Origin of the sequence: Streptomyces sp. NPDC052682 (genome assembly GCF_040678435.1) — a bacterium.
GTDB lineage: Bacteria > Actinomycetota > Actinomycetes > Streptomycetales > Streptomycetaceae > Streptomyces.
On sequence record NZ_JBFATS010000023.1, the window covers coordinates 86,616 to 111,217 of the forward strand.

Consider the following 24,602-nt stretch of genomic DNA (forward strand, 5'->3'; position numbering starts at 1 on the left):
GCCAAGGCGCCGGGCGACCCGGCCGCGAGCGGCGTTGCGGCGAACGGGCGACGGGCCCGGTCACGCTTCGCCGGGGCCGGTGGCGTCCTCCCGGGCGGAGAAGCGGTAGAGGAGCGCGAGGAAGAACGCCGCCGCGATCACCAGCCCGAGCACGATGGCCGCCAGGACGGTCGCGCCGCCCTGCTCGTACAGGAAGCCGATCGCGCAGCCGGCGAACACGGCCCAGGCCAGGGCGTGCATCTCGCGCATCAGCCGCGGGGCCACCGCCCGTACGGCCACGTACAGCACCATGAAGGCGAACGCCGTCACGAAGCCGAACAGCACGTTCCAGCCGGTGATGGGGCCGCCGTCGCGGCGGTTGGCCGCGGCCCAGTAGCCGTAGAGCAGCCCGAGCACCACGGGCAGCGCCCACCGCGCGGCGGTGTGGACCCGTGGGCCGAACACGTCGGGCGTACGCTGCCGCTGCGTGCGCGCCCGGCCGGGCGCGGGTGCCGCGTGAGCCATGAGAGCACTCCTCCCTCTCCGCCCCTGCTACCAGGGCACATCGGCGTACGGCCGTCGGCAAGTCGGCGTGGGTCCCCCGGTCCGGGACCGGATGCGGCGGGTGCCGCCGCATGGTTCGCTGGGGCCGTGAGCAGCGGGAACGGGGGGCACGGCCTGCACGACCGGTACCGCTGGGCCGGCCGCCGGGACGCCGTGCGCGGGCACCGCCTGCTGCGGGTGCGGGGCCGCAGCGTGGCCTGGCTGCCGCCGCTGCTGCTGCTCGCCGTGATCCCGACGGTCGACCTGAACACCGCCGGCGACTTCCGGATGGTCTCCTGGCTCGTGCTGGTGCCCGGCATCGCGGCCGCGATCTGCGGGGTGTGGGGCACCGCCGTCTTCACGGCGCTCGCGGTCGGCACCTACATCGCCGTGGACAGCCTCTGGCCTGCCGAGTACCGGTCCGGTCCGGCCGACTTCGTGCTCGTCGCCCTCGGCGGACTGCTCGCCACCCTGGCCTGTGCCGTGCGGGTGCGCGACGAGTCCCGGGCGGTGCACATGCGGGACGTCGCCGACACCGTCCGCCGCACCGTGCTGCGCCCGCTGCCGGCCGGCTGGGGCGGCCTGGACCACGCGGGCGTCTACCTCACCGCCGACGCCCAGGCCCGCGTCGGCGGCGACTTCTACGACATCCAGCCCGGCCCGCACGGCACCCGGGTCCTGGTCGGCGACGTGCAGGGCAAGGGGCTCGGCGCGGTGGAGACGGCGGCGGCGCTGCTCGGCACCTTCCGGGAGGCCGCGTACCACGAGCCGGACCTGGCCACCGTCGCCGACCGGCTGGAGACCCGCATGCTGCGCCACCGCGCCCACACCGGCGCCCTCGGCCGGGGCGAAGGGGACCGGTTCGCCACCGCCGTCCTCGTCGGGTTCCGCGACGACGCCCCGGGCACGGTCGACGCCGTGTTCTTCGGGCACGAACCCCCGCTGGCCGTCGGCCCCTCGGGCGTGCGCGCCCTGCCGGCCGGCGGCGGACTCCCGCTCGGCCTCGGCGACCTGGGCGCCGGCCCGCCCCCGGTACGGCGGCTGTCCCTCGCCCCGTCCGAGACGCTGCTGATCGTCACCGACGGGGTGACCGAGGCCCGCGACGCCGGCGGGGCGTTCTACCGGCTCGCCGACGACGTGCGCCGGGCCGTCGCCCACGATCCGCGCCTGGCGGAACCGGCCCGCCTGGTCGCCTTCGTCCGGGACGGCACGCTGCGCCACTGCCGCGGTCACCTGGGCGACGACACCACGGTCTTCGCCGTCCGGCGGGCCGGCGGGCCGCTGGGCCAGGACGTGGTGCCGTGGGCGGGAGCGGCGACGGGGCCGGGCGCGCGCGAAGGCCACGAACGGGGAGGTTTGCAGTCCTGAGGCCCCCCTTTGCAGCCGCAGCGGTTACCGTGCTGCCGTAACTGATCGACAGGGGGAGGGGACCATGCCCGGAACCGTGCTGCTGGTGGCGGCCTCGCCGCAGGGCAGGGGACGCCTGGTGGACGCCGCCTCCGTGCTCCCCGTCCTCGCGGCCGTGCCGCCCGCCGTGCTGTCCGGCACGGACACCGCCAACGTGGTCGAACTCGCCGACCCGCTCGACCCGCAGGCCGTCCTGACCCGGCTGCGCGCCGCCGCGGCGGCCCCCGGCCCCCTCACCGTGTACGTCACCGGCCAGCTCCAGCTCGACCGGCGCCAGCACCTGCCCCACCTGGCGATGGCCCGTACCACCCCCGCCACGGTCCGCTACACCGCCTTCCCCTGGCACTGGTTCCGGGAGGAGCTGCGGCTGCGGCCCGGCGGCACCACGACCCTGGTGCTCGACCTGCACGCCGACACCGAGAGCTGGCAGTGGCTGCGCGCCCACCGGCTCGACTGCGGCCGGGAGGCCGCCGTTTACGGTCGCATCGCGCCGCCGCCGTCCCGGCGTACGGTGGCGGCACCGGCGTACATGCGGGCGGTGGCGACGATCCTGCGCAGCGGGTTCCGGCCGCCGGTGGAGCAGCTGCACCAGCAGGCGCTGACCCGGATCGCGCCCGAGAGCACGGGCGCGGACCTGGTGCTGGCGGTGGCGGGGCCGGGCAGCGGCGACCCGCACGCCGCCCTCACCGCCGCTGTGCAGGCCGGGCGGCACGCCGACGCCGACGCGCTCGCCGCGCGGTACGAACAGGCCGCCGTACGGGCGCACGGGCCCGGCTCGCAGGAGGCGCTGCACTGGGCCGAGGTCCGGGCGGACCTGGCGATGTTCGCCGGGGACGCGGTACGCAGCTGCCGGACGTGGCTCGCGGTGGCCCGGGCCCGGCTGGGCGCCGGGCAGGCCCCCGACGCGCCCGCCGTCGAGGCCGCCGTGGACCGGGCCCACCACCAGTGGGGCCAGGTGACGGACCCGGTGCGGGCCCGCGAACTCGGGCTCGCCCTGGCGGAGCTGCGGGAGAAGGTGCCCGGGCGGCGGCAGGGCGCCCTGGACCACGTACAGCGGCAGCTGCGGCAGCTGCAGACCCAGGGCTGAACCGGCCGAACCACCCGCTTCCGGACCCTCCCCAGTGCGCAACGGCGGTGTCATGATGGTGAGTTATGGCTGAGGGGGATGGAGTGGCGGCCCGGAGCATACGTGTGCGGCTGGACGAAACCGCCACCGAAAGCGACGTCGGGGCCCTGCACAAGTGGCTGGAGCGGGAGAGACCGCTCGACGAGATGGTCCGTACGAGCAAGCTCCAGATCCACGAGCGGCGCCGCACCGACGACACCGACGGGGGCACGGCCGGGACGCCGATGGGCGTCGACATGGAGATCGTCGTCACCGTGCTGGAGACCACCGTCCTGGTGGTGGAGGTGCTGGACCTGGTGAGGCGGGCCGTGGACGCGTGGCGGGGCAACCGCGCCCGGGTCGAGGACGGCGATCCGCCCACGGTCACCGTCGACCCGGAGGACCCGCAGGCCGGCGACCCCGGCCGCAGCGACACGGAGGACGGTGATCCGCCCGCGGCCCGGGTGGACGGTTGAGCCGGTGAGCCGTTTCGACCCGCGCGGGTGGGCGAACCGGGCGCTGCTGGTCGGGGTGTCCGAGTACGACCTCACCGACCCGCCGCACGGCGTGCCCGGTGACCTGCCGGCCGTCAAGCACAACCTCAACCGGCTGCGCGAGGTGCTCCAGCGCGGCCGGATCTTCGGCGACCACGAGATCACCCTGGCGCGGTCGCCGACCCTGGACGACTTCAGCCGCGCGCTCGGCACGGCCGCCGCCGAGGCGGAGGGGCTGTTGCTGCTGTACTTCGCCGGGCACGGGGCCGTGCCCAGCGCGGGCGACGAACTGTTCCTGCAGATGCGCAACGCCCGGGTGATCGCGGGCGGGCACGCCGTGTTCCCCGGGGCGGAGCGGTTCACGGACGTGCTCACCGTTCTGGCCACCAGCCGGGCCCGGCGGATCGTGGTCGTCCTGGACTGCTGCAACGCTGGCAACGCCGCGTGGATCTGGGAGCAGTCGCGCGAACGGCGGCGCGTGCTGCTGCTGATGAGCGTGCAGGCCAACCACCGCATCGACGCGGGGGACGCCCGTACGCCCACGCCGTTCACCGCGGAGCTCGTCCAACTCCTCGGCAAGGACGGGGAGCAGTGGTTCCGGGACCTCGCGGACGGGCTGCGCGAGCGGATGGCCTCCGGCGGCCACCGCACCCTGCGCGACGAGCCGTGGGAACCGCAGTGGCGGGCCGCGCACGACGAGGACGTGCTGGTGTCGGCGCGGGGGGTACGGCGGCTGCCGCCGGGGCCGGAGGAGGAGCACCCTGACTCGGACTCCGACCGGGGCCCGGACCCCAACCCAGATCCGGATCCCGACCCCGGTCCGAAGCCTGACCCGGGCCCGGATTCCGACCGAGATCCGGATCCCGACCCCGGTCCGAAGCCTGACCCGGGCCCGGATTCCGACCCAGACCCGGATCCCGACCCCGATCCGGACCCCGGCCCCGGTCCGAAGCCTGACCCGGACCCCGGCCCCGGTCCGAAGCCTGACCCGGACCCCGGCCCCGCCCCGCACTCAGTCCGCCGGCGGCTCCGGGAGATTCCAGGGGCGCTGCTGTCCGGCTGGGGGACCGTGTCCGCCTGGTTCCGGCGGCCCCGGCTGCCCCGTCTGCACCGGCTCGGCCGGCACCCCCGCCGGGCGTTCGCGCTGGGCGCCGCCCTGCTGCTCGTCCCGGCCGCCCTGTACCTGTTCTTCCACCACCGCGGCGACGACGACACCGTCTGCGCCCCGGCCGTCGAGTTACGCGTGCTGACCGACCCCGACCTGGAGCGGACCGTGCGGGCCGCCGCCGACGCGTATCTGGCCTCTGAGGAGAACACCACCGACGGCTGCCGCCGCAGCGGCATCACCGTCTACAGCGCGGGATCCGCCCGGGCCGTCCACGCGCTGCGCAAGCAGTCCACCGAGTGGAAGGAGCCGCCCGGCGACGCCGACAACCCGCAGCGGGACGTCGGCCCGCAGCCGGACGTGTGGATCCCGGCCTCCCCCGCCGACGCCGCCCGGGTCACCGGGGGCCAGGACTCGGACGCCGTCGCGGCCCTGGAGCCGGATACGGATCCCTTCGCCTACTCCCCGGTCGTGCTGGCCGTTCCGCAGGACCTCGCGGTCGAGCCGCTGTACGAGCGCGTCGGTCCGCCGCTGACCCGGATGATCGACGACCTGCGCGCCCGGGCCAAGGGCGCCGAAGTGCGCCGCCCCGACCCCGAGTTCACCGACACGGGCCTGCTCGCCACGGTCGGCCTGCACCGCCCCGACAGCGTCGACCCGGCCCGCGCGGAGCGCCGCATCGCCCCGGGCGCGCCCTCGCCCACCGCCGGTGACCTGCTGTGCGTCCTGCCCGACGCGAAGTCCGTGGACCTGCGCACCGCCGCGCTGGTGCCCGAGTTCCTCATGAAGAGCGGGGTCGGCTGCGACAGCGCGAAACGGGTGCCGCGCATGGCCCAGTACCCCGGTGACGTCCCCGGCATCGAACCGCTCTTCGTCCGGGTCCGCTGGAAGGGCGCCGACCGGGACAGGGCGGACCGGGACGCGGCGGCCGACGGCTTCCGGGCCTGGCTCACCGGCGAGCGGGGGCGCGAGGTGTTCGCCCGGGACGGCTTCCGCGCGGCCACCGGCGACCGGCCCCTGATGGACTCCGACGACCCCGGGACCGCGCCCGACGCCGGCCCGGACGACGGCCTGGTCTCCGATCCCACCGGCCTCGACCGGTCCGCCGGGCGGGACCAGATGGAGCAGGCGCTGACGCGCTACAAGAACGCCAACGGCCCCGGCCGGGTGCTGTTCCTGCTGGACAGCTCCGGCTCGATGACCGACCGGTGGGAGGGGCCCGGCGGCGGCCCCCGCCTGCTGCAGCAGTCGCTGGGCGGGCTCGGCGGCCAGGACGAGTACGGCGTGTGGGCGGTGGCGGGCCTCGGTGACCGGTCGTACGAGACGCTGCTGCCGTTCGGGCAGCACAGCCGCAAGGAGGCCCGGGCCGCCATCGGCGCCCGTGCCCGGGTCCGGGACGCCGAGGCCGACCCGCACGCGGCCCTGCTGGCGGCGCTCGACGCGATGGACGGGCACGGCACCGGACGCCCCCGGCTGATCGTGTACATCACCGACGACGAGGACGTGGGCCGGCTGGCCGGCGCCGACCTCGCCGACGTCCTGGCCCGGGCCCGCGCGGTGAAGGTGCCGGTGGCGATGGTGTCGCTGGCCGCCGGCGGCTGTGACCGGGGCCGGCCGGACGCCGAGGTGTCGGCGGCGAGCGGGGGGCGCTGCATCGACGCGGGCGAGAAGCTGGGCGCGGCGCTGCACGACGAGGTGGCGCGGACGGGGACGGGGGAGGACTGATGGGCCGGTGGTCGCTGCGCGGGCTCGCCGCTTCGGCGGCGTGCCTCGCCCTGCTCCTGACGGCCGGCTGCACCGGCGACGACCCCGGCGGGGCGGCGCCCCCGCCCTCGGACGCCGGGCCCGGCCCCATCGTGGTCGCCAGCGGCCGGGACGTCACCGGCAAGAACGGGATCCGTCAGCAGCTCATCGACGCCTGGAACCGGCGGCAGGGGGACACCGGCTACCGGGCCCGCCTGGTGGAACTGCCCGGCAACGCCGACGAACAGCGCAGCCAGCTGCTCGGCGCCCTGCAGTCCGGCAGCGCCACCTACGACGTGGTCAACCTGGACGTGACCTGGGTGCCGGAGTTCGCGGCGGCGGGGCTGATCCGGCCGCTGCCGAAGGAGCTGCTCGACGCCGACGTCATCCCGTCGGTCGCCGCGACGGCCCGGTGGGACGGCCAGGTCTACGCGGCGCCGTTCAACAGCGACGTCGGACTGCTCTACTACCGGCGCGACTACCTGGAGCAGGCGGGAGTGCAGGACCCCGTCCTGGACCCGGGCATGGACTGGGCCGGGCTGGAGGACCTGATCGAGACGGTGAACGAGCGCCGGCCCGAGGGCTACGAGAAGGGCTGGACGACCCAGCTGGCCGCCTACGAGGGCCGTACGGTCAACGCGATGGAGGCGTTCGCGTCGGCGGGTGTCCACCTCACCGACGCCCGGGGGAGGTACACGGCCACCGTCGGCGAGCTCACCCGGGGCGTGGCGGAACTGCGCCGCCGTACCGCGGAGTCGTACACCCTGCGCCCGGAGGCCGAGAGCTCGGACGAGGACACCTCCCTGGACGACTTCGCCGACGGCCGCACCGCGTTCCTGCGGCACTGGCCGTACGCCTACGGCACCCTGCACCAGACCTTCGACCGCCGGCAGCTCGGTGTCGTCCCGCTGCCCGGCAAGGCGGTGCTCGGCGGGCAGAACCTCGCCGTGACGGGGACGTCCGAGCGGGCGGCCAAGGCGGCCGACCTCATCCGGTTTCTCACCGGCAGGGAGAGCGAACGCTGCCTGCTGGACGCCGGGTTCGCGGCCACCCGGGCGTCGGCGTACGAGGACGACGGGGTGCGGTGCACGGTGGCGGCCACCACGCCGACGGCCTCCCCCACCGGGGAGAGCGCCGACCGCATGCCGCGCGACAAGGCCGGCCGCCCCCTGTACGCCGAGCCGACCCTGTACAAGGCGCTGAAGGACGCGGTCCACCGCCCCCGCACCCCGCTGTACGGGGCGTTCACGCAGACGTTCACGGCCCGGCTCGGCGCCCTGTTCGGCGACCGGCCGCCGGACGACACGGAGTTGGCGAAGAGCCTGGACGAGGGGCTGCGCAGGGCGCTGCCCGGCTGACGCTTGCCCCACGGCGGGCAGGCAGCCGCCGACGGGGCGAGGGGGAAGTCGGCGTTGCCCCACCAGGCTCCGGGACGGGGGCGTAGGCCACCGCACGGCACCGAGGCCGTCACGGCTCTCGCCCTGAGCCGCGACGGCCGCACTCTGGCCGTGGGCGGCGATACGAGCGCCGTCCAGCGGTGGGACGTGACCACCGGCCAGCCCCTGGGCGGCCCCCCGGCCCACCCCCGGCGGGTGCCGTACCGGACGGTGTGCGGCGGTGACGGACCGTCCGTCACCCGCGGTGCCCCCGGTCTCAGGATGATGAGCGGATCGATCACCGTCAGCAGGGACACCCTGCTGAGCGAGATTCTCAAGCCAAACATGGGCCCGGTTCACCTGGCGATCTGCCGGAAACACTGCGACCCACGGCACTGAGGAGCAACAGATGACTTACTACCCTGACCTGTCCCCCTACTCCTACGACGAGTCCTCTCGCGAGATGCTCAACGTGGGGTGGCTCTCGCCAGAGCACGACTACACGAGGGGCGTGGTGGACGAGCGGGTGGTTGAAGCCCTGAAGATCCTCTGCGCCGCCTACGAGAACCAGATGCGCGGCATCCATCACTGCGAGTTCTGCGACGCCGACCGGCCGTTCGTCTTCGGTGGGACAACTGGCGACACCAAGGTCCTGCTCGGCTCGGCGGAAATCCGAGTGGAGGGAGCAGACGGAACGTGTTACGCCGCACCGGATCTGGTGCTCCATTACATAACGGGGCACCACTATTGTCCCCCCGAGGAGTTCTGCCAAGCAGCGGTGCGCGCCGCGGGACTTGGAACGGTCAGTGAGCTGACCCTGGCCGAGTAGTCACGACCCACGAAGAAACAGCACGTATAGCGGGAGCCCCGCCGGGCCGTAGGCTCGCGGGGCTCCTGTCTCGTGGAGAGTCCGCGATGGAGGAGGCCAAACAATCCCCCTGGACTTCTTCCGTGTATTCCAACGGAGAGTGCGTATTGATCAACATTGCCTGGTCCCGGAAAAGCGAGGTCGCCGGGGCTCTCATCGCCATGGCGAGGGTCGGGGACTTGTGACGTATGACCCGCAGCGGGAGCTGGTCGTCGAGGCGTGACGCACGCGAGTTGCTCGCACCCCAGGCAGCCGTGCGCGCGGCGGGACTGGCAACGGCGGGTGGGCTGACCCTGGCCGAGTAGTTACCCCCGGCCACGGACGACGGACCGTCGCACAGCCGGTCCGGGTAACCTGCAGGCACTTGTGCACGACCAGGGCGGGGCTTGTGGAGAACCAACGAACGGTGGCCGACGGGCTGCGGCTCGGCCTGCGCGGGCTCGTCCAGGTGGCCCTGGGCGGTGCCGCGCTCGCCGTCGTCGTCACCGTCGCCGCCCTGCTCGGGCCGATGCTCGCCCTCGACCTGTACACCCCGCCCGTCGCCGCCTGGTGGACGGTCTTCACCGCGATCACCGTGCAGGGCGTGCCGTTCCTGCTGCTGGGCACGGTGGTGTCGGCCGCGATCGGCGCGTTCGTGCCCGAGCGGGTCTTCACCCGCCTGCTGCCCCGCAGCCCGGCGCTGGCCGTGCCGGTCGCGGGCGCGGCCGGGGCCGTCCTGCCCGGCTGCGAGTGCGCCTCCGTGCCGGTCGCGGGCAGCCTGATCCAGCGGGGTGTCGCCCCGGCGGCGGCCCTGGCGTTCCTGCTGTCGGCGCCCGCGATCAACCCGGTGGTGCTGGTGGCGACCTCGATCGCCTTCCCGGGGCAGCCCCGCATGGTGCTCGCCCGGCTCGCCGCCTCCCTCGCGGCGGCGGTGATCATGGGGTGGCTGTGGGCCCGGTTCGGGCGGGAGGAGTGGCTGCGGATGCCGCGGCGGTCCGCCCGGCAGGCGGCGAGCGGTCCCCGGGCCTTCGTCTCCGGCCTCCAGCACGACTTCCTGCACGCCGGCGGCTTCCTGGTGGTGGGCGCGGCGGCCGCGGCGACCTTCAACATCGTCGTACCGAGGTCGGTGCTGGACGTGTTCACCGGATCGGCCTGGCTGTCGGTGCTGCTGCTCGCCGTCCTGGCTGTCGTGCTGTGCGTGTGCAGTGAGGCCGACGCGTTCGTGGCGGCCTCCCTCAGCGGCTTCTCGCCCACCGCCCGGCTGGCGTTCCTGGTGGTCGGCCCGATGGTGGACCTGAAGCTGATCGCCCTGCAGGCGGGCACCTTCGGCCGGGCCTTCGCCGTACGGTTCTCGGCGGCGACCTGGCTGGTGGCGGTCGGGAGCAGCGTCCTGGTGGGGTGGTGGCTGCTGTGAGGCGGTACGGACCGGCCGTCCTGCTCGCCCTGACCGGGGCGGCGATCTGGCGGGTGTCGCTCTTCAGCGACCTGTACCTGCGGTACGTACGCCCCGGTCTGCGGCCCTTCCTCCTCGTGTCCGGGGCGCTGCTGATCCTGCTGGCGGCGGCGGTGGCGGCCCTGGCGCGCGGGCAGCGGCAGGCCCATTCCCACGGTCCCCGGGCCGCCTGGCTGCTCACCCTCCCCGCCCTCGCCCTGCTGCTGTTCCCGCCGCCCGCCCTCGGCTCCTACAGCGCCGAGCGCGAGTCGGCCCAGCGGTCGTCCCAGGGCGTCGTCACCTTCCCCGCCCTGCCGGCCGGTGACGTGCTGGAGATGTCCCTGAACGAGTTCACCGCCCGGGCGTTCTACGACAGCAGGCGCTCGCTTCAGGGCCGTACGGTCCGCCTGACCGGGTTCGTCACCCGCGACGGCGACGGCACCTGGTACGTCACCCGCCTCCTCGTCTCCTGCTGCGCCGCCGACGCCACCACCGTCAAGGCCGAGGTCCGGGGCGCGGCCGGCCCGCCCGCCGACACCTGGGTCACCGTCACCGGCACCTGGCACCCCGAGGGCGCGCCCGGTTCGGACGAGGCGTGGCCGCCGGTCGTCGACGCGGCGGAGGTGCGGCGGGTGAGGGCGCCCGCCAACCCGTACGAGGGGCGCTGACCGGTCGGTCGGCGGCACGGTGCGCCGCGAGGGCGTGCCCGGTTGGGACGTGGCGTGGTCGCCGGTCGTCGATGCGGCGGAGGTGCGGCGGGTGAGGGCGCCGGCCAATCCGTACGAGGGCGCTGACCGGTCGGTCGGCGGCACGGTGCGCCGCGAGGGCGCGCCCGGTTCGGACGAGGCGTGGCCGCCGGTCGTCGACGCGGCGGAGGTGCGGCGGGTGAGGGCGCCCGCCAATCCGTACGAAGGGCGCTGACCGGTCGGTCGGCGGCACGGTGCACCGCGAGGGCGCGCCCGGTTGGGACGTGGCGTGGTCGCCGGTCGTCGATGCCGCGCGGGTGCGGCGGGTGAGGGCGCCGGCCAATCCGTACGAGGGGCGTTGAGCGGCCGGTCGCGGATACCCCGTGAAGGCCCTCTGCGCACGGGTTTCGCCCTGCGGGCCACGGGTAGTCGGGGCTCGTTTCCGGGCGGGCGGCGCAGGCCGGACCACCCTGTCGAGGGCCCGCCCCGGGAGTCCGTCGATGGTGAAAGGCGCGGTGCTCGAAGGAGGCGGTGACCGTGCGGCCCAGGGACGACCCCAGTGGCGCCCCCGGCCCACACCCCAAGGACATCGACCGGGCGCGAGCCGCCGACATGATCGCCGAGGGCGTGCGCGGCGCCGCGCCGGGGGAGATCCCGGGTCGGCTGTGCGCGGTGGCGGTGGAGCTGCTGCCGGTGACCGGCGCCAGCGTGTCGCTGCGCAGCGACGGCATGCCCGTCCAGCTGAGCGCCAGCAGTGACCGGGCCGCGCGGCTGGCGCAGATCCAGGCCACGCTCGGCGACGGGCCGTGCCGGCTCGCGCTGGAGACCGGCGCGCCGGTGCAGGCCTGCGACCTGACGACGGGTCAGGACCCGCTGCGCTGGCCGGTCTTCGCCCAGCAGGCGACGGCCGCCGGGGTCAGGGCGGTGTACGTGATGCCGCTCGGCAACGACACGGTGTGCCTGGGCACCCTCGACCTCTACCGCGACACCCCCGGCGTGCTGACCGACCGGCAGCTGTACGTCGCCCGGCTCGTGGCCGGGGCGATGACGGTGGCCCTGATGGCGCTGCCGCACGGGGAGGACCACGAGACGCTGGGCGGGGAACCCTGGCTGAGCGGCCTGGCCGCCGACCACGACGAGCTCTTCCAGGCCATCGGCATGATCATGGCGCAGCTCGGCGTGGGTGCCGACGAGGCGATCGCCCGCCTGCGCGGCGACGCCTTCGCCCGGGGCCGCACCGCCCTCGACGTGGCACGCGACGTGGTCGCCCGCCGCAGGCGGTTCGAACGGGACCCGTGATCCGCGCAGCCGTGCGCCGCCGTGCACCGGGCGTGGTGACCTTCGTAGGCTCCCGGTCATGGACATCACCACTGTGCTCTTCGCGCTCGTCCTCCTGCTGGCTCTGGTCACCCTGCAGAGCCGGATCGCGCAGGCCGAGCGGCGTGCCGTCCGCGTCGAGCGCAAGCTCGACCGGATCCTCGACCACCTGGGGCTGCGCGAGGACGAGCCGTGGCGGGACGAGGTCGAGGCGCTCGTACGGGACGGCAGACGCATCCAGGCGATCAAGGTCTACCGGGAGGCGACGGGCGTCGGCCTGGCGGAGGCGAAGGAAGCCGTCGACCGCCTCGGCTGACCCGCCCGGCTCACACGTCGGCCCGCCCCTGCTCCCCGATCTGAGTCAGGCGCTCGGCCCCGAGCCGGACGGCCGTCTGCGCGACCTCCGCCGCGAGGTCGCCGAAGCCGCCGTGGGTGAGGGTGATCGCCTCATCGCCGACCCGGACGGCGGCCACGTCGACGGTCAGGTACGCCGACTCCCCGTCCGCCGTCTGCCCGCCGAGCACCACCCGCAGGGCCTGCCGCGCGTCCCCGGCCTCCGGCAGCGGCAGGTCGGAGACCTGGACGTACGCCACTCCGCCCCGGGTGGTCGCCGCCATGAACTCCCCGCACCTTCCGGGCAGCGACCTCAGCCAGTCCAGCGTGCGGTCCACGTCCGCCGGGCGGTGTGCGGCGACCTGGTAGCGCAGCTGGGCCTCGGTGCCGGAGTCGTCGAGCGCGGAGGTGGCGCGCGGACCGGTGGGGGTGCCGAACAGGTCCTCGGTGTACAGGACGTCGAGCAGGCGCTGGCACTCGGTGTCCTCCGTACTGGCCTTCAGCAGCCCGTCCCGCCAGGTCGCCGCCCCCCGCGTCGGCACCCACGCCTCGCCCAGGTCGGCCTCCGTGAGCAGCGCGGCCCGCACCTGCTCGGCGGTGAGGGCGGCGGACCGCTCGGCGGAGGGCCCGGCCGGGCTGGACGCGGGCGAGGCCCGGTGCTCCGGCCGGGACGCCGGCGGCGCCTGGACGGAACAGGCGGCGCTCACCAGGGCGGACGCCGACAGCCCGGCGGCGAGGAGGACACGGGCGGCGGCCGGGGGGTGGGTCATCGGGGGTGCCTCCCTGCGGAGCCGGACGGAGCCGTCCGGGATCAGCGCGTTCCAAGATCGGTGCGTGTTCCTAAGGCACCACCTGACGCGGCGGCTTTCCACCGCGGCGGGCCGTCCGGGTGAGGGCGGCCCGGACCGCTCCGGGGTGTGATCTTGGACCTTTCCGGACCGGGCGGCTATGCAGCGGCCCCGGCGACGGCCTACGGTTGCCGGGCCGTGGTGTTCGGGAAGCCGGTGACGTGCCCTCAGGGGCCCAGTCCGGAGCGGCCCTCGCCACTGTGATCGGGGAGTTCCCGACCCACGTCCCGCAGGGACAGCCACTGGCCGCCAGGCCGGGAAGGCGGGCCGGGCGCGCGCACCCGTAAGCCAGGAGACCGGCCACGGCATCTCACGAAGTGATCCACGAGGTGCTGGAGCGTGACCGGATGAGCCTGCCCACCCCTGCCCCCTTCCGCTGGCGCCGGGAGGACACCGTCAAGACGGCCGGACTGATGGCGGCTGTCGCCGCCCTGCACGTCGTCGCGTTCGGGGTGCTGTTCCTGCTGGTCGTGCCCGGCCACTACGAGGTCGGCGACAAGGCGTTCGGCATCGGGCTGGGCATCACCGCGTACACCCTCGGCATGCGGCACGCCTTCGACGCGGACCACATCGCCGCGATCGACAACACCACCCGCAAGCTGATGGCGGACGGCAAACGCCCGGTGTCGGTGGGTTTCTGGTTCGCGCTCGGCCACTCCAGCGTGGTGGTCGTCCTGGCCCTGCTGATCGCGGGCGGCACGCAGCTCGCCGGCCGGGTGATGGACGAGGACTCCCGCACCCACCAGGTCCTCGGTGTGCTCGGCACGACCGTCTCCGGCTCGTTCCTCTACCTCATCGCCGCCCTGAACCTGGTCGCCCTGGTGGGCATCCTCAAGGTGTTCCGGGCCATGCGGGCGGGCGCGTACGACGAGCGGGAGCTGGAGGCGCACCTGGACGCGCGCGGCTTCATGAACCGCATCCTGGGCCGGCTGACCAGGTCCATCTCCCGCCCGGGGCAGATGTTCCCGCTCGGCTTCCTCTTCGGCCTCGGCTTCGACACCGCCACCGAGGTCACCCTGCTGGTGATGGCCGGCTCGGGCGCGGCGGCCGGGCTGCCCTGGTACGCGATCCTGTGCCTGCCGCTGCTCTTCGCCGCCGGCATGAGCCTGTTCGACACCCTCGACGGCACGTTCATGAACTTCGCCTACCAGTGGGCGTTCTCCAACCCCGTGCGCAAGGTCTTCTACAACCTCACCATCACCGGCCTGTCCATCGCCGTCGCCTTCTTCATCGGCACCATCGAGCTGGTCGGCGTCCTGCACGACAAGCTCGACCTGCACGACTCGGTCACCGGCTGGATCGCGGGCCTGGACCTGGACCACGTGGGGTACGTCATCGTCGCCCTGTTCGTGGTGGTGTGGGCGGCGGCGGTGGCGTACTGGAAGCTGGCGCGGGTGGAGGAGCGCTGGGCCGTACGGGCGGCGGAGACGCCGTAGCGGGGCGGCGGCGGGAATCGCCCGGCCGGGCCCCGGGTTGACGGTGGTGCCCGGCCTGACGAGGGGAGCCGACATGCCCGAGCAGCAGCAGCCCGCCGTCCGCGAACTGCGCCTGGTGGTCACGGCGGCCGACTACGACGCCGCCCTGCACTTCTACCGCGATGTCCTGGGCCTGCCCGAACGGGGCGCGTTCAGCTCCCCGGACGGACGGGTCACCATCCTGGAGGCCGGCCGGGCCACCCTGGAGCTCACCGACCCGAACCACGCCGCGTTCATCGACGAGGTGGAGGTCGGGCGGCGCGTGGCCGGACCGATCCGGGTCGCCTTCCAGGTGGACGACTCCCCCACCGCCACCGCGCGACTGGCCGCCGCCGGAGCCGAGGTGCTCGCGGAGCCGACCCGCACTCCCTGGAACTCCCTCAACTCCCGCCTGCGGGCCCCCGCCGCCCTCCAGCTGACCCTCTTCACCGAGCTCGGCGAGGAGTCGCGGCCGGACTGAGGCGCTGCTAGCGTCCGGCCACGTGAACGACAGCGTGTACGTGGGCAACGCGGGCAAGGACGCGGCACTGGACCGGGGATGGCTCCTCGGGCACTTCAAGGACATCGGCGATCCGCGCCACAGCGAGGCTGTGGAGATCAAATGGGGTGTGCACCCCCGTGGCGATGAACGACCGCAGTGGGTGAGGGGTGAGGAACGCACAGCTCTCCTGGTCCTCGTCAGCGGCCGCTTCCGCGTCGAACTCCCCGGTCGCAGCGTTCTTCTGGAACAGCAGGGTGATTACGTGGTGTGGGGGCGCGGAGTCGATCACTCATGGTTCGCGGAGGAGGATTCGGTGGTGCTCACCGTCCGGTGGCCGTCCGTGCCCGGCTACGCCGTGACAGCGAAGGACGAGGGGCCAGTGCAGAGCTGATCGAGCGGCGGTCACCACCGCCGGAGCGGATCACCCGGCGCCCGTCTCCTCGACGGTGGCCAGGTACAGCTTGACGTAGCGCTCCACGTCCACGTCCAATCCGACGTCCACCAGGGTCTGTTCACGGGTGCCGTCGTGGAGCTCCGACTCGCCGGGGCGGGGGCGGCGGTCGACGATCGTCATGCCGCGGGTCGGGCCCGGGGCGAGGGACACCTCCACCGGCAGGCGGCGGGTGGTCAGGCCCTCCGGGTCGGCGACCGCGCACACCGCGCCCGCGTCGCCGAGGCCGCCGGCGGTCTCGTCCGGGTCGCCGGGGCGGCTGCCCGGGTGGGCCGGGCGGTGCGCGAGCAGGTCGCCGGCCAGCCGCGTGCCGGGCTCGGGGCTCGCGCGCAGCCGCCGTACGTCCGCCGCCGGGACGACGACCCGGGAGAACACGTCCAGCCCGTACATGGTGATCGGCACCCCGGCGGTGAGCAGGACGGCGGCGGCCTCCGGGTCGTGCCAGACGTTGAACTCCGCGACCGGCGTGGCGTTGCCCGTGGCCGCCGCGCCGCCCATGAACACGATCCGCTCGATGGTGCGGGTGACCTCCGGGTGGGTGCGCAGCAGCAGCGCGATGTTGGTCAGCGGCGCGGTGGGGATCAGGGTGACCGGGCGGGGGCTCGCCAGGATCTCGCGGCGCAGCAGGGTCACCGCGTCCACGTCGGCGGGGGTGCGGGCGGGGGCGGGCAGGCCCAGGTCGCCCATGCCGTCGTGCCCGTGCACGTGCCGGGCGGAGCGCGGCGCCTCGATCAGCGGCCGCTCGGCGCCCCGGGCGACCGGGATGTCCGGGGCGCCGGCCCGCTCCAGCACGGTCAGCGTGTTGCGCACGACCCCGTCCACGTCCGTGTTCCCCGCCACGCAGGTCACCGCGCGCAGGTCCAGCCCCGGGTGCCGTACCGCGAACAGCAGGGCCAGGGCGTCGTCCACGCCGGTGTCGCAGTCGATGATCACCGGGATGCGGTCGGTGTCGGTCGGCACGGCAGGGCTCCTTCCACGGCGGGCGGTGCGAGCGACCTTACGCGTCCTCCCACAGCCGGCTCCCGCGGGCGGCCACCTGCTGCCCGGCCCTCCGCAGCAGTTCGGCCACCGGCATCGCGCCGGGCCGCCGCCCGTCCCGCAGCCGTACGGCCACCAGCCCTCCCTCGGCCTCCCGCTCCCCGAGCACCGCCTGGTACGGCACGAGCCGAGCCTGCCGGATCCGCGCGGCCAGGCTGCCGCCCTCGGGCCCGGCGACCTCGGCCCGCAGACCGAGCTCCCGCGCCTGCCGTACGACGTCGTACGCCAAGTCCGCCTGCGCCTCCCCGACCGGCAGCACGACCAGCTGCACCGGCGCGAGCCACGCCGGGAAGGCGCCGCCGTGCTGCTCGATCAGGTGGGCGACCGCGCGCTCGACGCTGCCGATGATGCTGCGGTGCACCATGACGGGGCGGTGCCGGGCGCCGTCGGGTCCGATGTAGTGCAGGTCGAAGCGTTCGGGCTGGTGGAGGTCGATCTGCACGGTGGACAGGGTGGACTCGCGTCCGGCGGCGTCCGCGATCTGCACGTCGATCTTCGGGCCGTAGAAGGCGGCCTCGCCCTCGGCGGCCTCGTACGCCACACCGGACAGCACCTCCCGCAGCATCGCGGTGGCCCGCTCCCACAGCGCGGGGCCGGCGACGTACTTGCCCGAGGCCCCGGGCAGGGAGAGCCGGTACCGGGCGGCCCGGATCCCGAGGTCCTCGTAGGCCCGGGCGATCAGGGCGAGCGCGGCCCGGGCCTCGTCGACGGCCTGGTCCAGGGTGCAGAAGATGTGCGCGTCGTTGAGCTGGATGGCCCGCACACGGGTCAGCCCGCCCAGCACACCCGACAGCTCGGAACGGTACATGCCGCCCAACTCCGCCATCCGGTACGGCAGTTCGCGGTAACTGCGGGAGCGGGAACGGTAGATCAGAGCGTGGTGGGGGCACAGACTGGGCCGCAGCAGCACCTGCTCGGCGCCGAGCCGCATCGGCGGGAACATGTCGTCGCTGTAGTGCTCCCAGTGGCCGGAGATCTCGTACAGCTCGCGTTTGCCGAGCACGGGCGAGTACACGTGCCGGTACCCGGCCGCGCGCTCCGCCTCCCGTACGTACTCCTCCAGGGTGTGCCGTACGACTGCCCCGTCGGGCAGCCAGTACGGCAGCCCGGCCCCCATCAGCGGGTCGGTGTCGAACAGGCCGAGTTCACGGCCGAGGCGGCGGTGGTCGTGCATGGCGGTCTCCCTCGCAAAGGTCACGGAGGCGAGCACCACGCGCCGAAGCCCCGGGGCACTCGCCCCGGGGCTTCGGACGTCAGTCAGCTGTCAGCGCGCCGGGACGGGGTCCGGCGTCGTCGTACGGGACGAACGGGGGGCGCGCTGCATGGGGGGACCGTAGCAACGGGTGGGGGGCCGGGCCAACGGGATTTCACCGTTCCTCGCAGGAGGTGGCGGACTTCGCCAGGACGCGGGCGAGTTCGCGGGGGCGGGTGAGCATCGGCCAGTGGCCCGAGTCCAGGTCCACGTACGCGAGGTGGGCGGCGCGGGCGAGTTCAGGACTCTCACCCGCGGCGATCCACTCCTCGGCCTGGGCAGGGGTGAACTCGGGGCAGACGACCACGACCGGGACGTCGAAGCGGCGCTCGTCGGTCAGGCGCACGACTCCCCTGGCGACCGCCTCGGGGACGGGAACGGCGGCGGACGCGAACCGGTCCCGGGCCTGCTGGTCCAGGTCGGCGGTGTCCGCGCCCTCGAAGGGATCCCAGCCCGGGAAGGGCATGACGCCGCCCTCGATCGCGAAGTGAGCGGCGTAGGCCTGCCCGCCGGCGGCGGGGAAACCGCCGATCAGAGCGACCTCGGCCACCTTCTCCGGTCGTGCGTCGGCGGCCAGCCAGGCCAGGGTCGCTGCCGCGGAGTGCCCTACGACCAGGGGCTTTCCGGGCGCCGCGTCAACCGCTGCCACGACCGCTGCCAGCTGGTCGTCCAGTGTCGCGGAGGCGGCGCCGTCGCCCTGTCCCGGGAGGGTGAGCGGCACCGGACGGTGGCCGAGGGCGGCGAGTTCGGGCACGACCTCGTCCCATGCGGATCCGTCGAGCCACAGGCCGGCGATGAGCACGATGTCCACGGTGGTTCCCCCGGTCAGGAGTCGGATGTGGTCGCCGGCACGCTACCGGGAGGCTCTGACACCGGGCTCCGGTCGCAGCGCTAGACGCCGGTCCGGCCGTCGACGAGCTCGCGGACGATGTCGAGGTGGCCGTTGTGCCGGGAGGTCTCCTCGATGAGGTGGAGGATGATCCAGCGCAGGTCCACGTGGCGGCCGTCGCGGAGGGGGCGCTTGGCCTGGGCGTCCAGGTCGTGGCCGGCCAGCAGGCGACGGTAATGCTCGCTCTGCTCCTCGTACTCGGCGAGAAGCCGGGGCAACGGGATGTCGACCGCCGTCCGCATCTCGGGGTCGGGGTCGTCGTCAGTCGCCCGCGTGAGCGGACCCGCCGGTTCCTCGCCCAGGAACATCACCTGGATCCAGTGGTGCTCGACCCACCGCAGATGGCTGATCAGCCCGCACAGGGTCATCAGGGGTGAAGTCTCCAGCGGGGCCCTGCGGGCGTCCTCCGCGGACACGCCCTCGCACTTGGCACGCGCCGTGTCACGGGCGTAGTCGAGGAAGGTCATCAGCTGCGTGCGCTCGTCCCGGGCGGGAGGCGTATCGGTTCGTCGCGTCATCGCGGGGAGTCTTCCGCAGATCGCGGAGGCGGTCCAGGGATTAATGACCGGTATCTTGATCAAGAATGAGCGGGATCCCGTCGAGCACTGCCTCGTCCGCCTGTCGGGCACACCGGGCCGACGCGATCCGCCGGACGGGGGTTCAGGCTGCCGAGGGGCCCGCGCTGCCGCGCGTGCGCCGCCTCCGTCGTGTCGACCACAGGCTCCCCGCTTCGACCACGACAGGAGAATTCATGGCCACCACGACGCTGACGATTCCCACCGCGGACGGCCTGGCCGACGCTTTCGCCGCCTTCCCCGACGGTGGTGAGCGGCACCCAGGGGTGCTGATGTACGCGGACGGCTTCGGTATCCGGCCCGTGCTGCGGGAGATGGCCCGCGAACTGGCCGGGCACGGGTACTACGTCCTCGTCCCCAACGTCTTCTACCGGCACGGTCCCGCACCGCTGGTCGACCTCCCCGAGCACATAGGCGAAGAGGCCCGGACCGCGCTCGTGGCCCGGTTGATGCCGTTGCTCGAAGCGCACACCGACGCACGCGTGCTGCGGGACGCCGACGCCTACCTCACGTTCCTCACCACCCGGCCGGAGGTCGCCGCCGGACCGGTCGCGGTGACCGGTTACTGCATCGGCGGCCTCCTGGCCGTGCGCACCGCCGCGGCCCACCCCGGCCAGGTGGCCGCCCTCGCCGCTTTCCACGCCCCCGTGGGCGCGGCCGGGCCGTCCGCCTTCGCCGAGATCACCGCCGAGGTCCACTTCGGCCACGCCGAGAGCGACCTGACACCCCAGGCGCTGGGCGAGCTCAACCAGGCCCTGGACGCCGCGGGGCTCAACCACACCTCCGAGATCTACCCCGGCACCGTCCACGGGTTCACCATGTCCGACACCGACGCCTTCGACCCCGCCGGACTGCGGCGCCACTGGGACCGCCTGATCCCCCTCCTCGACCGCACCCTGGCCGGCAGCTGAAAAGCGGGAAGCCCGGGGCGGTCGCCGGCCCCGGGCTTCCACGCAACGGTCAGGAACGCGTCGCGCGCTTCCTGCGGGTCACCACGACGAGCGCCGCGCCGCCCGCCAGCAGCGCCGCCGCGCCGACGGCGATCGGGCCCGTCGCGCCGTTGGCGCCGGTCTCGGCGAGGTTGTCGCCGCCGCCGTTCGGCGCGGGGGCCGGGGCGGTGGTGGACTCGGAGGCGGACGGGGTGGGCGCGTCGGTCGACGCGGTTTCCGACGGCTCGACGGGCGTCTCGGAGGCCGGCGGGGTGGTCTCCCCGGCCGGGGTCGAGGGCGCGGGCGGCTGGGAGGCCGGCGGGGTGGACGGCGGCTGGGACGACGGCGGCGTGGCCGTCGTGCAGTCCTTCGTACCGCCGTTCCAGGCCGCGATCAGCTTCTCCTTGATGACCGGGCGGTCCGGGCCCTTGGGCAGCTCACCGTGCTCGAAGCCGTCCTTCGCGTCCAGCTTGCCGTCGAACTTCACCGCGCCCCGGTACAGGTCGATCTGCCCGAAGCAGCCCTTGTCGGGTACGGCGATGTCGAGGGACTCGGTCTGGCCCGGCTTGACCGTCACCGTGTCGAAGTCGACGAACACCTGCTCGCCGGAGGTGGCGAAGGTGGCGCCGTGGGCGAGGTAGGAGGCCAGGGAGGCCGTGCACGTGGTCGCGTCCCCGGCCGTGCGGACCTTGATGTGGACCTTGCCGTCCTCGGTGGGCTTGAGGTTCTGGTCGTCGACCTTGACGGAGTCGAAGAAGTTGACGCCGTCGAGGGAGAACTGGCAGCGGTCGGTCTGGGTCTCCGTCCCTGCGCCCGTCCCGGGCTGGTAGCTGCCGCCGGAACCCCAGCCGTCACCGCCGGGCGTGCCGGTGAGGAAGGCACCCGAGGCGAAGGCGCCCGAGGCGGAGGCGAAGGAGGCGGCGCAGAGGGCGAGCGTCGCGGCGCCCGTCCCCAGCAGGCGGCGCGTGGTGACACGTCTCGCTATGGACATGCGGATCCCATCTTGGGTGTGCCGGAACCCGGGGAGGGCAGCAGGGCAGCGCGCGGCGGCCGGCCGTCCCGGGGGTGGTTGGTCTGAGAAACACTGGGCTCATCGGTCACATGATCCTCAGTGCGCCCCATGGTGGCTGCGCCGCAGCACGCTGTCAACCTGCGCGAACGCAAGGGAAGTTGCCCGTCCGCCACACTTCCGCCACACAAGGAACGATCCGCTCCGGTACACCCGGGTGTTCGCTTTTCCGGCGTAGTGGACAGATTTCCTGCTGGTACCCGTACCGCAGCTCGCACCACCGCAGAGGAGACCGCGTGACCGTCCGCACCTCCACGCCCGACTCCACGCCCCACCCCGCGACCACCCCCGCGCCCGACCTCTCCTCCAGGGACCCGAACTGGTGGCGGCAGGCCGTCGTCTACCAGGTCTACCCCCGCAGCTTCGCCGACGCCGACGGCGACGGACTCGGTGACCTGCGCGGCATCACCCGCCGCCTGACCCATCTGGCCGCGCTCGGCGTCGACGCCCTGTGGCTGAGCCCCTTCTACCCGTCCGAACTCGCCGACGGCGGATACGACGTCGCCGACCCGCGCGGCGTCGACCCCCGGCTCGGCACGCTCGACGACTTCGACGCGCTGGTCGCCGAGGCGCACCGGCTCGGGCTGAAGGTGATCGTGGACATCGTGCCCAACCACACCTCCCACCAGCACGTGTGGTTCCAGGAGGCGCTGCGCGCCGGGCCGGGCTCGGCGGCCCGCGACCGGTACGTCTTCCGGGACGGGCGCGGCGAGCACGGGCAGCTGCCGCCCACCGACTGGCAGTCCGTCTTCGGTGGCAGCGCCTGGCAGCGGGTGCCCGACGGGCAGTGGTACCTGCACCTGTTCGCGCCCGAGCAGCCCGACCTCAACTGGCAGAACCCCGAAGTGCGCGCCGACTTCCGCAGGACCCTGCGGTTCTGGTCGGACCGGGGGGTCGACGGGTTCCGGGTCGATGTCGCGCACGCCCTCGCCAAGGACCTCGGCGAGCCGCTGCGCGACCTCGGGGCGCCCGGGCTGAGCCGCGAGGAGGCGCTGGCGGACTTCGAACCGGGCACGCACCCCTTCTACGACCGGGACGAGGTGCACGAGATCTACCGCGACTGGCGCAAGATCCTCGACTCCTACCGCCCGCCCCGCATGGCGGTCGCCGAGGCCTGGGTGCCCGGCGCCCGGCGCGCGCTGTACGCCCGCCCGGACGAGCTGGGGCAGGCCTTCAACTTCGAGTACCTCCAGACCCCCTGGGACGCCCCGGCCCTGCGGCAGGTCATCACCGACTCGCTGGCCACCGCCCGCGCGGCCGGCGCCTCAGCGACCTGGGTGCTGTCCAACCACGACGTGATCCGGCACGCCTCCCGGCTGATGCTGCCGCCGGACACCGACCTGGACGCCTGGCTGCTGTCCGGCGGCCGCGCCCCGGCCGTCGACCAGGCCGCCGGGCTGCGCCGGGCCCGGGCGGCGACGCTGCTGATGCTGGCGCTGCCCGGTTCGGCGTACGTCTACCAGGGCGAGGAGCTCGGGCTGCCCGAGGTCGCCGACCTGCCCACCGAGGTGCTGCAGGACCCGATCTGGGAGCAGACCGGGCACGTCCGCAAGGGCCGGGACGGCTGCCGGGTGCCGCTGCCGTGGACGAGGAGCGGACCGTCGTACGGCTTCGGGCCGGGCGGGGCGTGGCTGCCGCAGCCGCCGGGGTTCGCCGCGTACGCGGTCGAGGCGCAGGACGGGGTCGAGGGCTCGACCCTGGAGCTGTACCGTGCGGCGCTCAAGCTGCGCCGCAAGCTGCTCGACGGGGAGGACCTGGTGTGGGCGCAGGACGCCCCGGACGGCGTCCTGCAGTTCGACCGCACCGACACCTGGCGGTGCGTGGCCAACCTCTCCGGTACGACGGTGCCCCTGCCGGCCGGCGAGGTGCTGCTCGCCAGCGCGCCCCTGGAGGACGGACGGCTCGGGCCGGACACGACGGTGTGGCTGACCCGCTGATGGCTCCGCCGGTGGGGCGGGGGGGCTGTGGGGGCGCGCAGGTGGTGTGTGCGGCTGCGGCGCCGTCGTGGCTGGTCGCGCAGTTCCCCGCGCCCCTTGGGTTGGCTGTGCAGGGCCGCGTTGATGGTTGCGGTGGGCCGTCAGGGGGTGCTGTGTGTGGCTGCGGCGCCGTCGTGGCTGGTCGCGCACTTCCCCGCGCCCCTTGGGTTGGCTGCCGTAGTGGTGCCTGTCAGGTGTTGTCCGTTGCTCCCTGGGGGGTCGGTTGTGGGTGGTCGGCGGACTGGAGCAGGGGGGCCGTGTGGCGTTCGGGGCGGTGGGTGTCCTCCGTGGGGACGCGGCTGCGCGGGGCGTCCGGTGCGCCCGGCAGGGGGACGGGGCGCCGGGCCACCAGGCGGCCCACCCAGTGGCGCCCGCAGTGCTCGCAGGGCGGTGCCCCCTCGGGCGTGTAGGGGGAGGCGACGGCGGTGTTGTCCCGGTAGAACGACTCCCACTCGTCGCCGTGGTCGTCCAGGTAGCGCTGGACGTCGTAGTCGACGCTCCAGCGGTGCCAGCACGCACCACAGGTGAACTCGACTCGTTCGACGGCAAGTTCGGTGATCACTGCGGCACACCTCCGATCCGGCCTGCTCCTCCCACCTTGCCTCCGCTCCGCACGGCCGCGCCACCTCGTTCCCCCGGGCCGTCAGACTTGACATGAGGGCGCTCAAGTTTTATTCAAGCTATGAGGCAACCTGAGTCCGAACCGCAGGTCACACAGGGGCGGGGAGGTGACGATGCCGCACACCGACGACATGCCCGGGGACCCCTACGCGGTGCTCGGCGTGGACCCCTCGGCGTCCGCCGAGGCGATCACCTCGGCCTTCCGCCGCCTGGTGCGGGAACTGCGGCCCGACACCCGCGTCGACGCCGTCACCGCCGAGCGGTTCGGCCGGCTGCGGGCGGCCTACGAGACCCTCCGCGATCCCGGGCTGCGGGCGGCGTACGACCGTACGCGCGCCGCCCCCGCCCCCCGTCCGGCCCGCGCACCGCGCCCGGCCCCCGCCCCGTCGCGCACGCCCGGGCTCTTCGGCACCCCGGCGCCGCCCGAGCCGCCGCTGCGGGCCGGGCCGGTGCGGTGGGAGCGCGGGAGGTGAACGGTCCCTGAGGTACGACCGGAGCTAGGAGGAGGGAGATCCCAGATGGCGCGCTCGGTCGGAATCGACCTCGGCACGACGAACTCGGTGGTGGCCGTCCTGGAGGGCGGTGAGCCCACCGTCATCAGCAACGCGGAAGGGGCGCGGACCACCCCGTC

At 74.2% G+C, this 24,602-nt stretch carries 26 protein-coding genes and 1 riboswitch; of the genes, 18 read left to right on the plus strand and 8 right to left on the minus strand.

Annotated elements, in window-relative coordinates; all coding sequences use genetic code 11:
* Window positions 1-60: 60 nt before the first annotated feature.
* Entirely contained in the window at window positions 61-504 is a 444-nt protein-coding gene (locus AB0K80_RS29610; RefSeq protein WP_365674894.1) for a hypothetical protein, read from the minus strand.
* A 153-nt stretch (window positions 505-657) separates the two neighbouring features.
* Here AB0K80_RS29610 and AB0K80_RS29615 point away from each other — a divergent pair, with 153 nt between their 5' ends.
* From AB0K80_RS29615 to AB0K80_RS29665, 11 genes are all read left to right on the plus strand, one after another.
* Window positions 658-1,890: a PP2C family protein-serine/threonine phosphatase gene (locus tag AB0K80_RS29615; RefSeq protein WP_365674948.1), complete on the plus strand. Its 1,233-nt coding sequence runs from the start codon at window positions 658-660 to the stop codon at window positions 1,888-1,890.
* Window positions 1,891-1,954: 64 nt separating this feature from the next.
* Window positions 1,955-3,016 carry a hypothetical protein gene (locus AB0K80_RS29620; RefSeq protein WP_365674896.1) on the plus strand — a complete coding sequence of 354 codons (1,062 nt, stop codon included), beginning with the start codon at window positions 1,955-1,957 and terminating at the stop codon, window positions 3,014-3,016.
* 104 nt (window positions 3,017-3,120) lie between these two features.
* Complete coding sequence (locus tag AB0K80_RS29625; protein ID WP_365674898.1) at window positions 3,121-3,510, plus strand: hypothetical protein; 390 nt, start codon at window positions 3,121-3,123, stop codon at window positions 3,508-3,510.
* A gap of 4 nt (window positions 3,511-3,514) precedes the next feature.
* Window positions 3,515-6,358 carry a substrate-binding domain-containing protein gene (locus tag AB0K80_RS29630; RefSeq protein ID WP_365674899.1) on the plus strand — a complete coding sequence of 948 codons (2,844 nt, stop codon included), beginning with the start codon at window positions 3,515-3,517 and terminating at the stop codon, window positions 6,356-6,358.
* A complete protein-coding gene (locus AB0K80_RS29635) occupies window positions 6,358-7,734 on the plus strand; it encodes an extracellular solute-binding protein (protein WP_365674901.1) in 1,377 nt (458 codons plus the stop codon). Before AB0K80_RS29630 ends, AB0K80_RS29635 begins: the two co-directional genes overlap by 1 nt.
* Before the next feature lie 427 nt (window positions 7,735-8,161).
* On the plus strand, window positions 8,162-8,581 hold the full coding sequence (locus tag AB0K80_RS29640) for a hypothetical protein (protein WP_365674903.1): 420 nt from the start codon (window positions 8,162-8,164) through the stop codon (window positions 8,579-8,581).
* 427 nt (window positions 8,582-9,008) lie between these two features.
* Entirely contained in the window at window positions 9,009-10,013 is a 1,005-nt protein-coding gene (locus AB0K80_RS29645) for a permease (protein WP_365674905.1), read from the plus strand.
* Window positions 10,010-10,699, plus strand: a complete 690-nt coding sequence (locus AB0K80_RS29650; RefSeq protein ID WP_365674907.1) for a TIGR03943 family protein — start codon at window positions 10,010-10,012, stop codon at window positions 10,697-10,699. Before AB0K80_RS29645 ends, AB0K80_RS29650 begins: the two co-directional genes overlap by 4 nt.
* Before the next feature lie 34 nt (window positions 10,700-10,733).
* Window positions 10,734-10,952: a hypothetical protein gene (locus AB0K80_RS29655; protein WP_365674909.1), complete on the plus strand. Its 219-nt coding sequence runs from the start codon at window positions 10,734-10,736 to the stop codon at window positions 10,950-10,952.
* A 296-nt stretch (window positions 10,953-11,248) separates the two neighbouring features.
* Window positions 11,249-12,016, plus strand: a complete 768-nt coding sequence (locus tag AB0K80_RS29660) for a GAF and ANTAR domain-containing protein (RefSeq protein ID WP_365674911.1) — start codon at window positions 11,249-11,251, stop codon at window positions 12,014-12,016.
* Between the two features lie 58 nt (window positions 12,017-12,074).
* Window positions 12,075-12,350: a ribosomal protein L7/L12 gene (locus AB0K80_RS29665; protein WP_365674912.1), complete on the plus strand. Its 276-nt coding sequence runs from the start codon at window positions 12,075-12,077 to the stop codon at window positions 12,348-12,350.
* Between the two features lie 10 nt (window positions 12,351-12,360).
* On the opposite strand, the gene AB0K80_RS29670 is transcribed toward AB0K80_RS29665, so the two are convergent.
* Window positions 12,361-13,137: a hypothetical protein gene (locus tag AB0K80_RS29670; RefSeq protein ID WP_365674914.1), complete on the minus strand. Its 777-nt coding sequence runs from the start codon at window positions 13,135-13,137 to the stop codon at window positions 12,361-12,363.
* Window positions 13,138-13,337: 200 nt separating this feature from the next.
* Window positions 13,338-13,535, plus strand: a riboswitch (cobalamin riboswitch).
* 27 nt (window positions 13,536-13,562) lie between these two features.
* Between AB0K80_RS29670 and AB0K80_RS29675 the strand changes: the two genes are divergently transcribed.
* The 3 genes from AB0K80_RS29675 (at window position 13,563) to AB0K80_RS29685 (ending at window position 15,562) form a co-directional block, all read left to right on the plus strand.
* The gene (locus tag AB0K80_RS29675; protein WP_365674916.1) at window positions 13,563-14,651 is read left to right on the plus strand and encodes a HoxN/HupN/NixA family nickel/cobalt transporter; all 1,089 of its coding nucleotides are present in this window, start codon (window positions 13,563-13,565) and stop codon (window positions 14,649-14,651) included.
* A gap of 73 nt (window positions 14,652-14,724) precedes the next feature.
* Window positions 14,725-15,150 (plus strand): VOC family protein, encoded by a 426-nt coding sequence (locus tag AB0K80_RS29680; protein ID WP_365674917.1) that lies wholly within the window; start codon window positions 14,725-14,727, stop codon window positions 15,148-15,150.
* Between the two features lie 22 nt (window positions 15,151-15,172).
* Window positions 15,173-15,562 carry a signal peptidase I gene (locus tag AB0K80_RS29685; protein ID WP_365674918.1) on the plus strand — a complete coding sequence of 130 codons (390 nt, stop codon included), beginning with the start codon at window positions 15,173-15,175 and terminating at the stop codon, window positions 15,560-15,562.
* Between the two features lie 30 nt (window positions 15,563-15,592).
* Here AB0K80_RS29685 and AB0K80_RS29690 read toward each other — a convergent pair whose 3' ends face one another.
* The 4 genes from AB0K80_RS29690 to AB0K80_RS29705 all read right to left on the minus strand — a co-directional run bounded on the left by AB0K80_RS29690 (window position 15,593) and on the right by AB0K80_RS29705 (window position 19,319).
* Window positions 15,593-16,582 carry a nucleoside hydrolase gene (locus AB0K80_RS29690; protein ID WP_365674920.1) on the minus strand — a complete coding sequence of 330 codons (990 nt, stop codon included), beginning with the start codon at window positions 16,580-16,582 and terminating at the stop codon, window positions 15,593-15,595.
* A 37-nt stretch (window positions 16,583-16,619) separates the two neighbouring features.
* Window positions 16,620-17,858 (minus strand): threonine--tRNA ligase, encoded by a 1,239-nt coding sequence (thrS, locus tag AB0K80_RS29695; RefSeq protein ID WP_365674922.1) that lies wholly within the window; start codon window positions 17,856-17,858, stop codon window positions 16,620-16,622.
* Between the two features lie 169 nt (window positions 17,859-18,027).
* Complete coding sequence (locus AB0K80_RS29700; RefSeq protein ID WP_365674924.1) at window positions 18,028-18,723, minus strand: alpha/beta hydrolase; 696 nt, start codon at window positions 18,721-18,723, stop codon at window positions 18,028-18,030.
* An 80-nt stretch (window positions 18,724-18,803) separates the two neighbouring features.
* Window positions 18,804-19,319 (minus strand): DinB family protein, encoded by a 516-nt coding sequence (locus AB0K80_RS29705; protein ID WP_365674926.1) that lies wholly within the window; start codon window positions 19,317-19,319, stop codon window positions 18,804-18,806.
* Between the two features lie 233 nt (window positions 19,320-19,552).
* Between AB0K80_RS29705 and AB0K80_RS29710 the strand changes: the two genes are divergently transcribed.
* A complete protein-coding gene (locus AB0K80_RS29710) occupies window positions 19,553-20,287 on the plus strand; it encodes a dienelactone hydrolase family protein (protein WP_365674928.1) in 735 nt (244 codons plus the stop codon).
* Between the two features lie 49 nt (window positions 20,288-20,336).
* On the opposite strand, the gene AB0K80_RS29715 is transcribed toward AB0K80_RS29710, so the two are convergent.
* A complete protein-coding gene (locus tag AB0K80_RS29715) occupies window positions 20,337-21,296 on the minus strand; it encodes an LAETG motif-containing sortase-dependent surface protein (RefSeq protein ID WP_365674930.1) in 960 nt (319 codons plus the stop codon).
* Window positions 21,297-21,610: 314 nt separating this feature from the next.
* Here AB0K80_RS29715 and AB0K80_RS29720 point away from each other — a divergent pair, with 314 nt between their 5' ends.
* Entirely contained in the window at window positions 21,611-23,311 is a 1,701-nt protein-coding gene (locus AB0K80_RS29720; RefSeq protein WP_365674932.1) for a glycoside hydrolase family 13 protein, read from the plus strand.
* A 229-nt stretch (window positions 23,312-23,540) separates the two neighbouring features.
* On the opposite strand, the gene AB0K80_RS29725 is transcribed toward AB0K80_RS29720, so the two are convergent.
* On the minus strand, window positions 23,541-23,912 hold the full coding sequence (locus AB0K80_RS29725) for a hypothetical protein (protein WP_365674934.1): 372 nt from the start codon (window positions 23,910-23,912) through the stop codon (window positions 23,541-23,543).
* 172 nt (window positions 23,913-24,084) lie between these two features.
* Here AB0K80_RS29725 and AB0K80_RS29730 point away from each other — a divergent pair, with 172 nt between their 5' ends.
* The gene (locus AB0K80_RS29730) at window positions 24,085-24,444 is read left to right on the plus strand and encodes a J domain-containing protein (RefSeq protein WP_365674936.1); all 360 of its coding nucleotides are present in this window, start codon (window positions 24,085-24,087) and stop codon (window positions 24,442-24,444) included.
* 45 nt (window positions 24,445-24,489) lie between these two features.
* Window positions 24,490-24,602, plus strand: a 113-nt coding sequence (locus AB0K80_RS29735; protein WP_365674950.1) for an Hsp70 family protein, incomplete at its 3' end; no start/stop codon positions are given.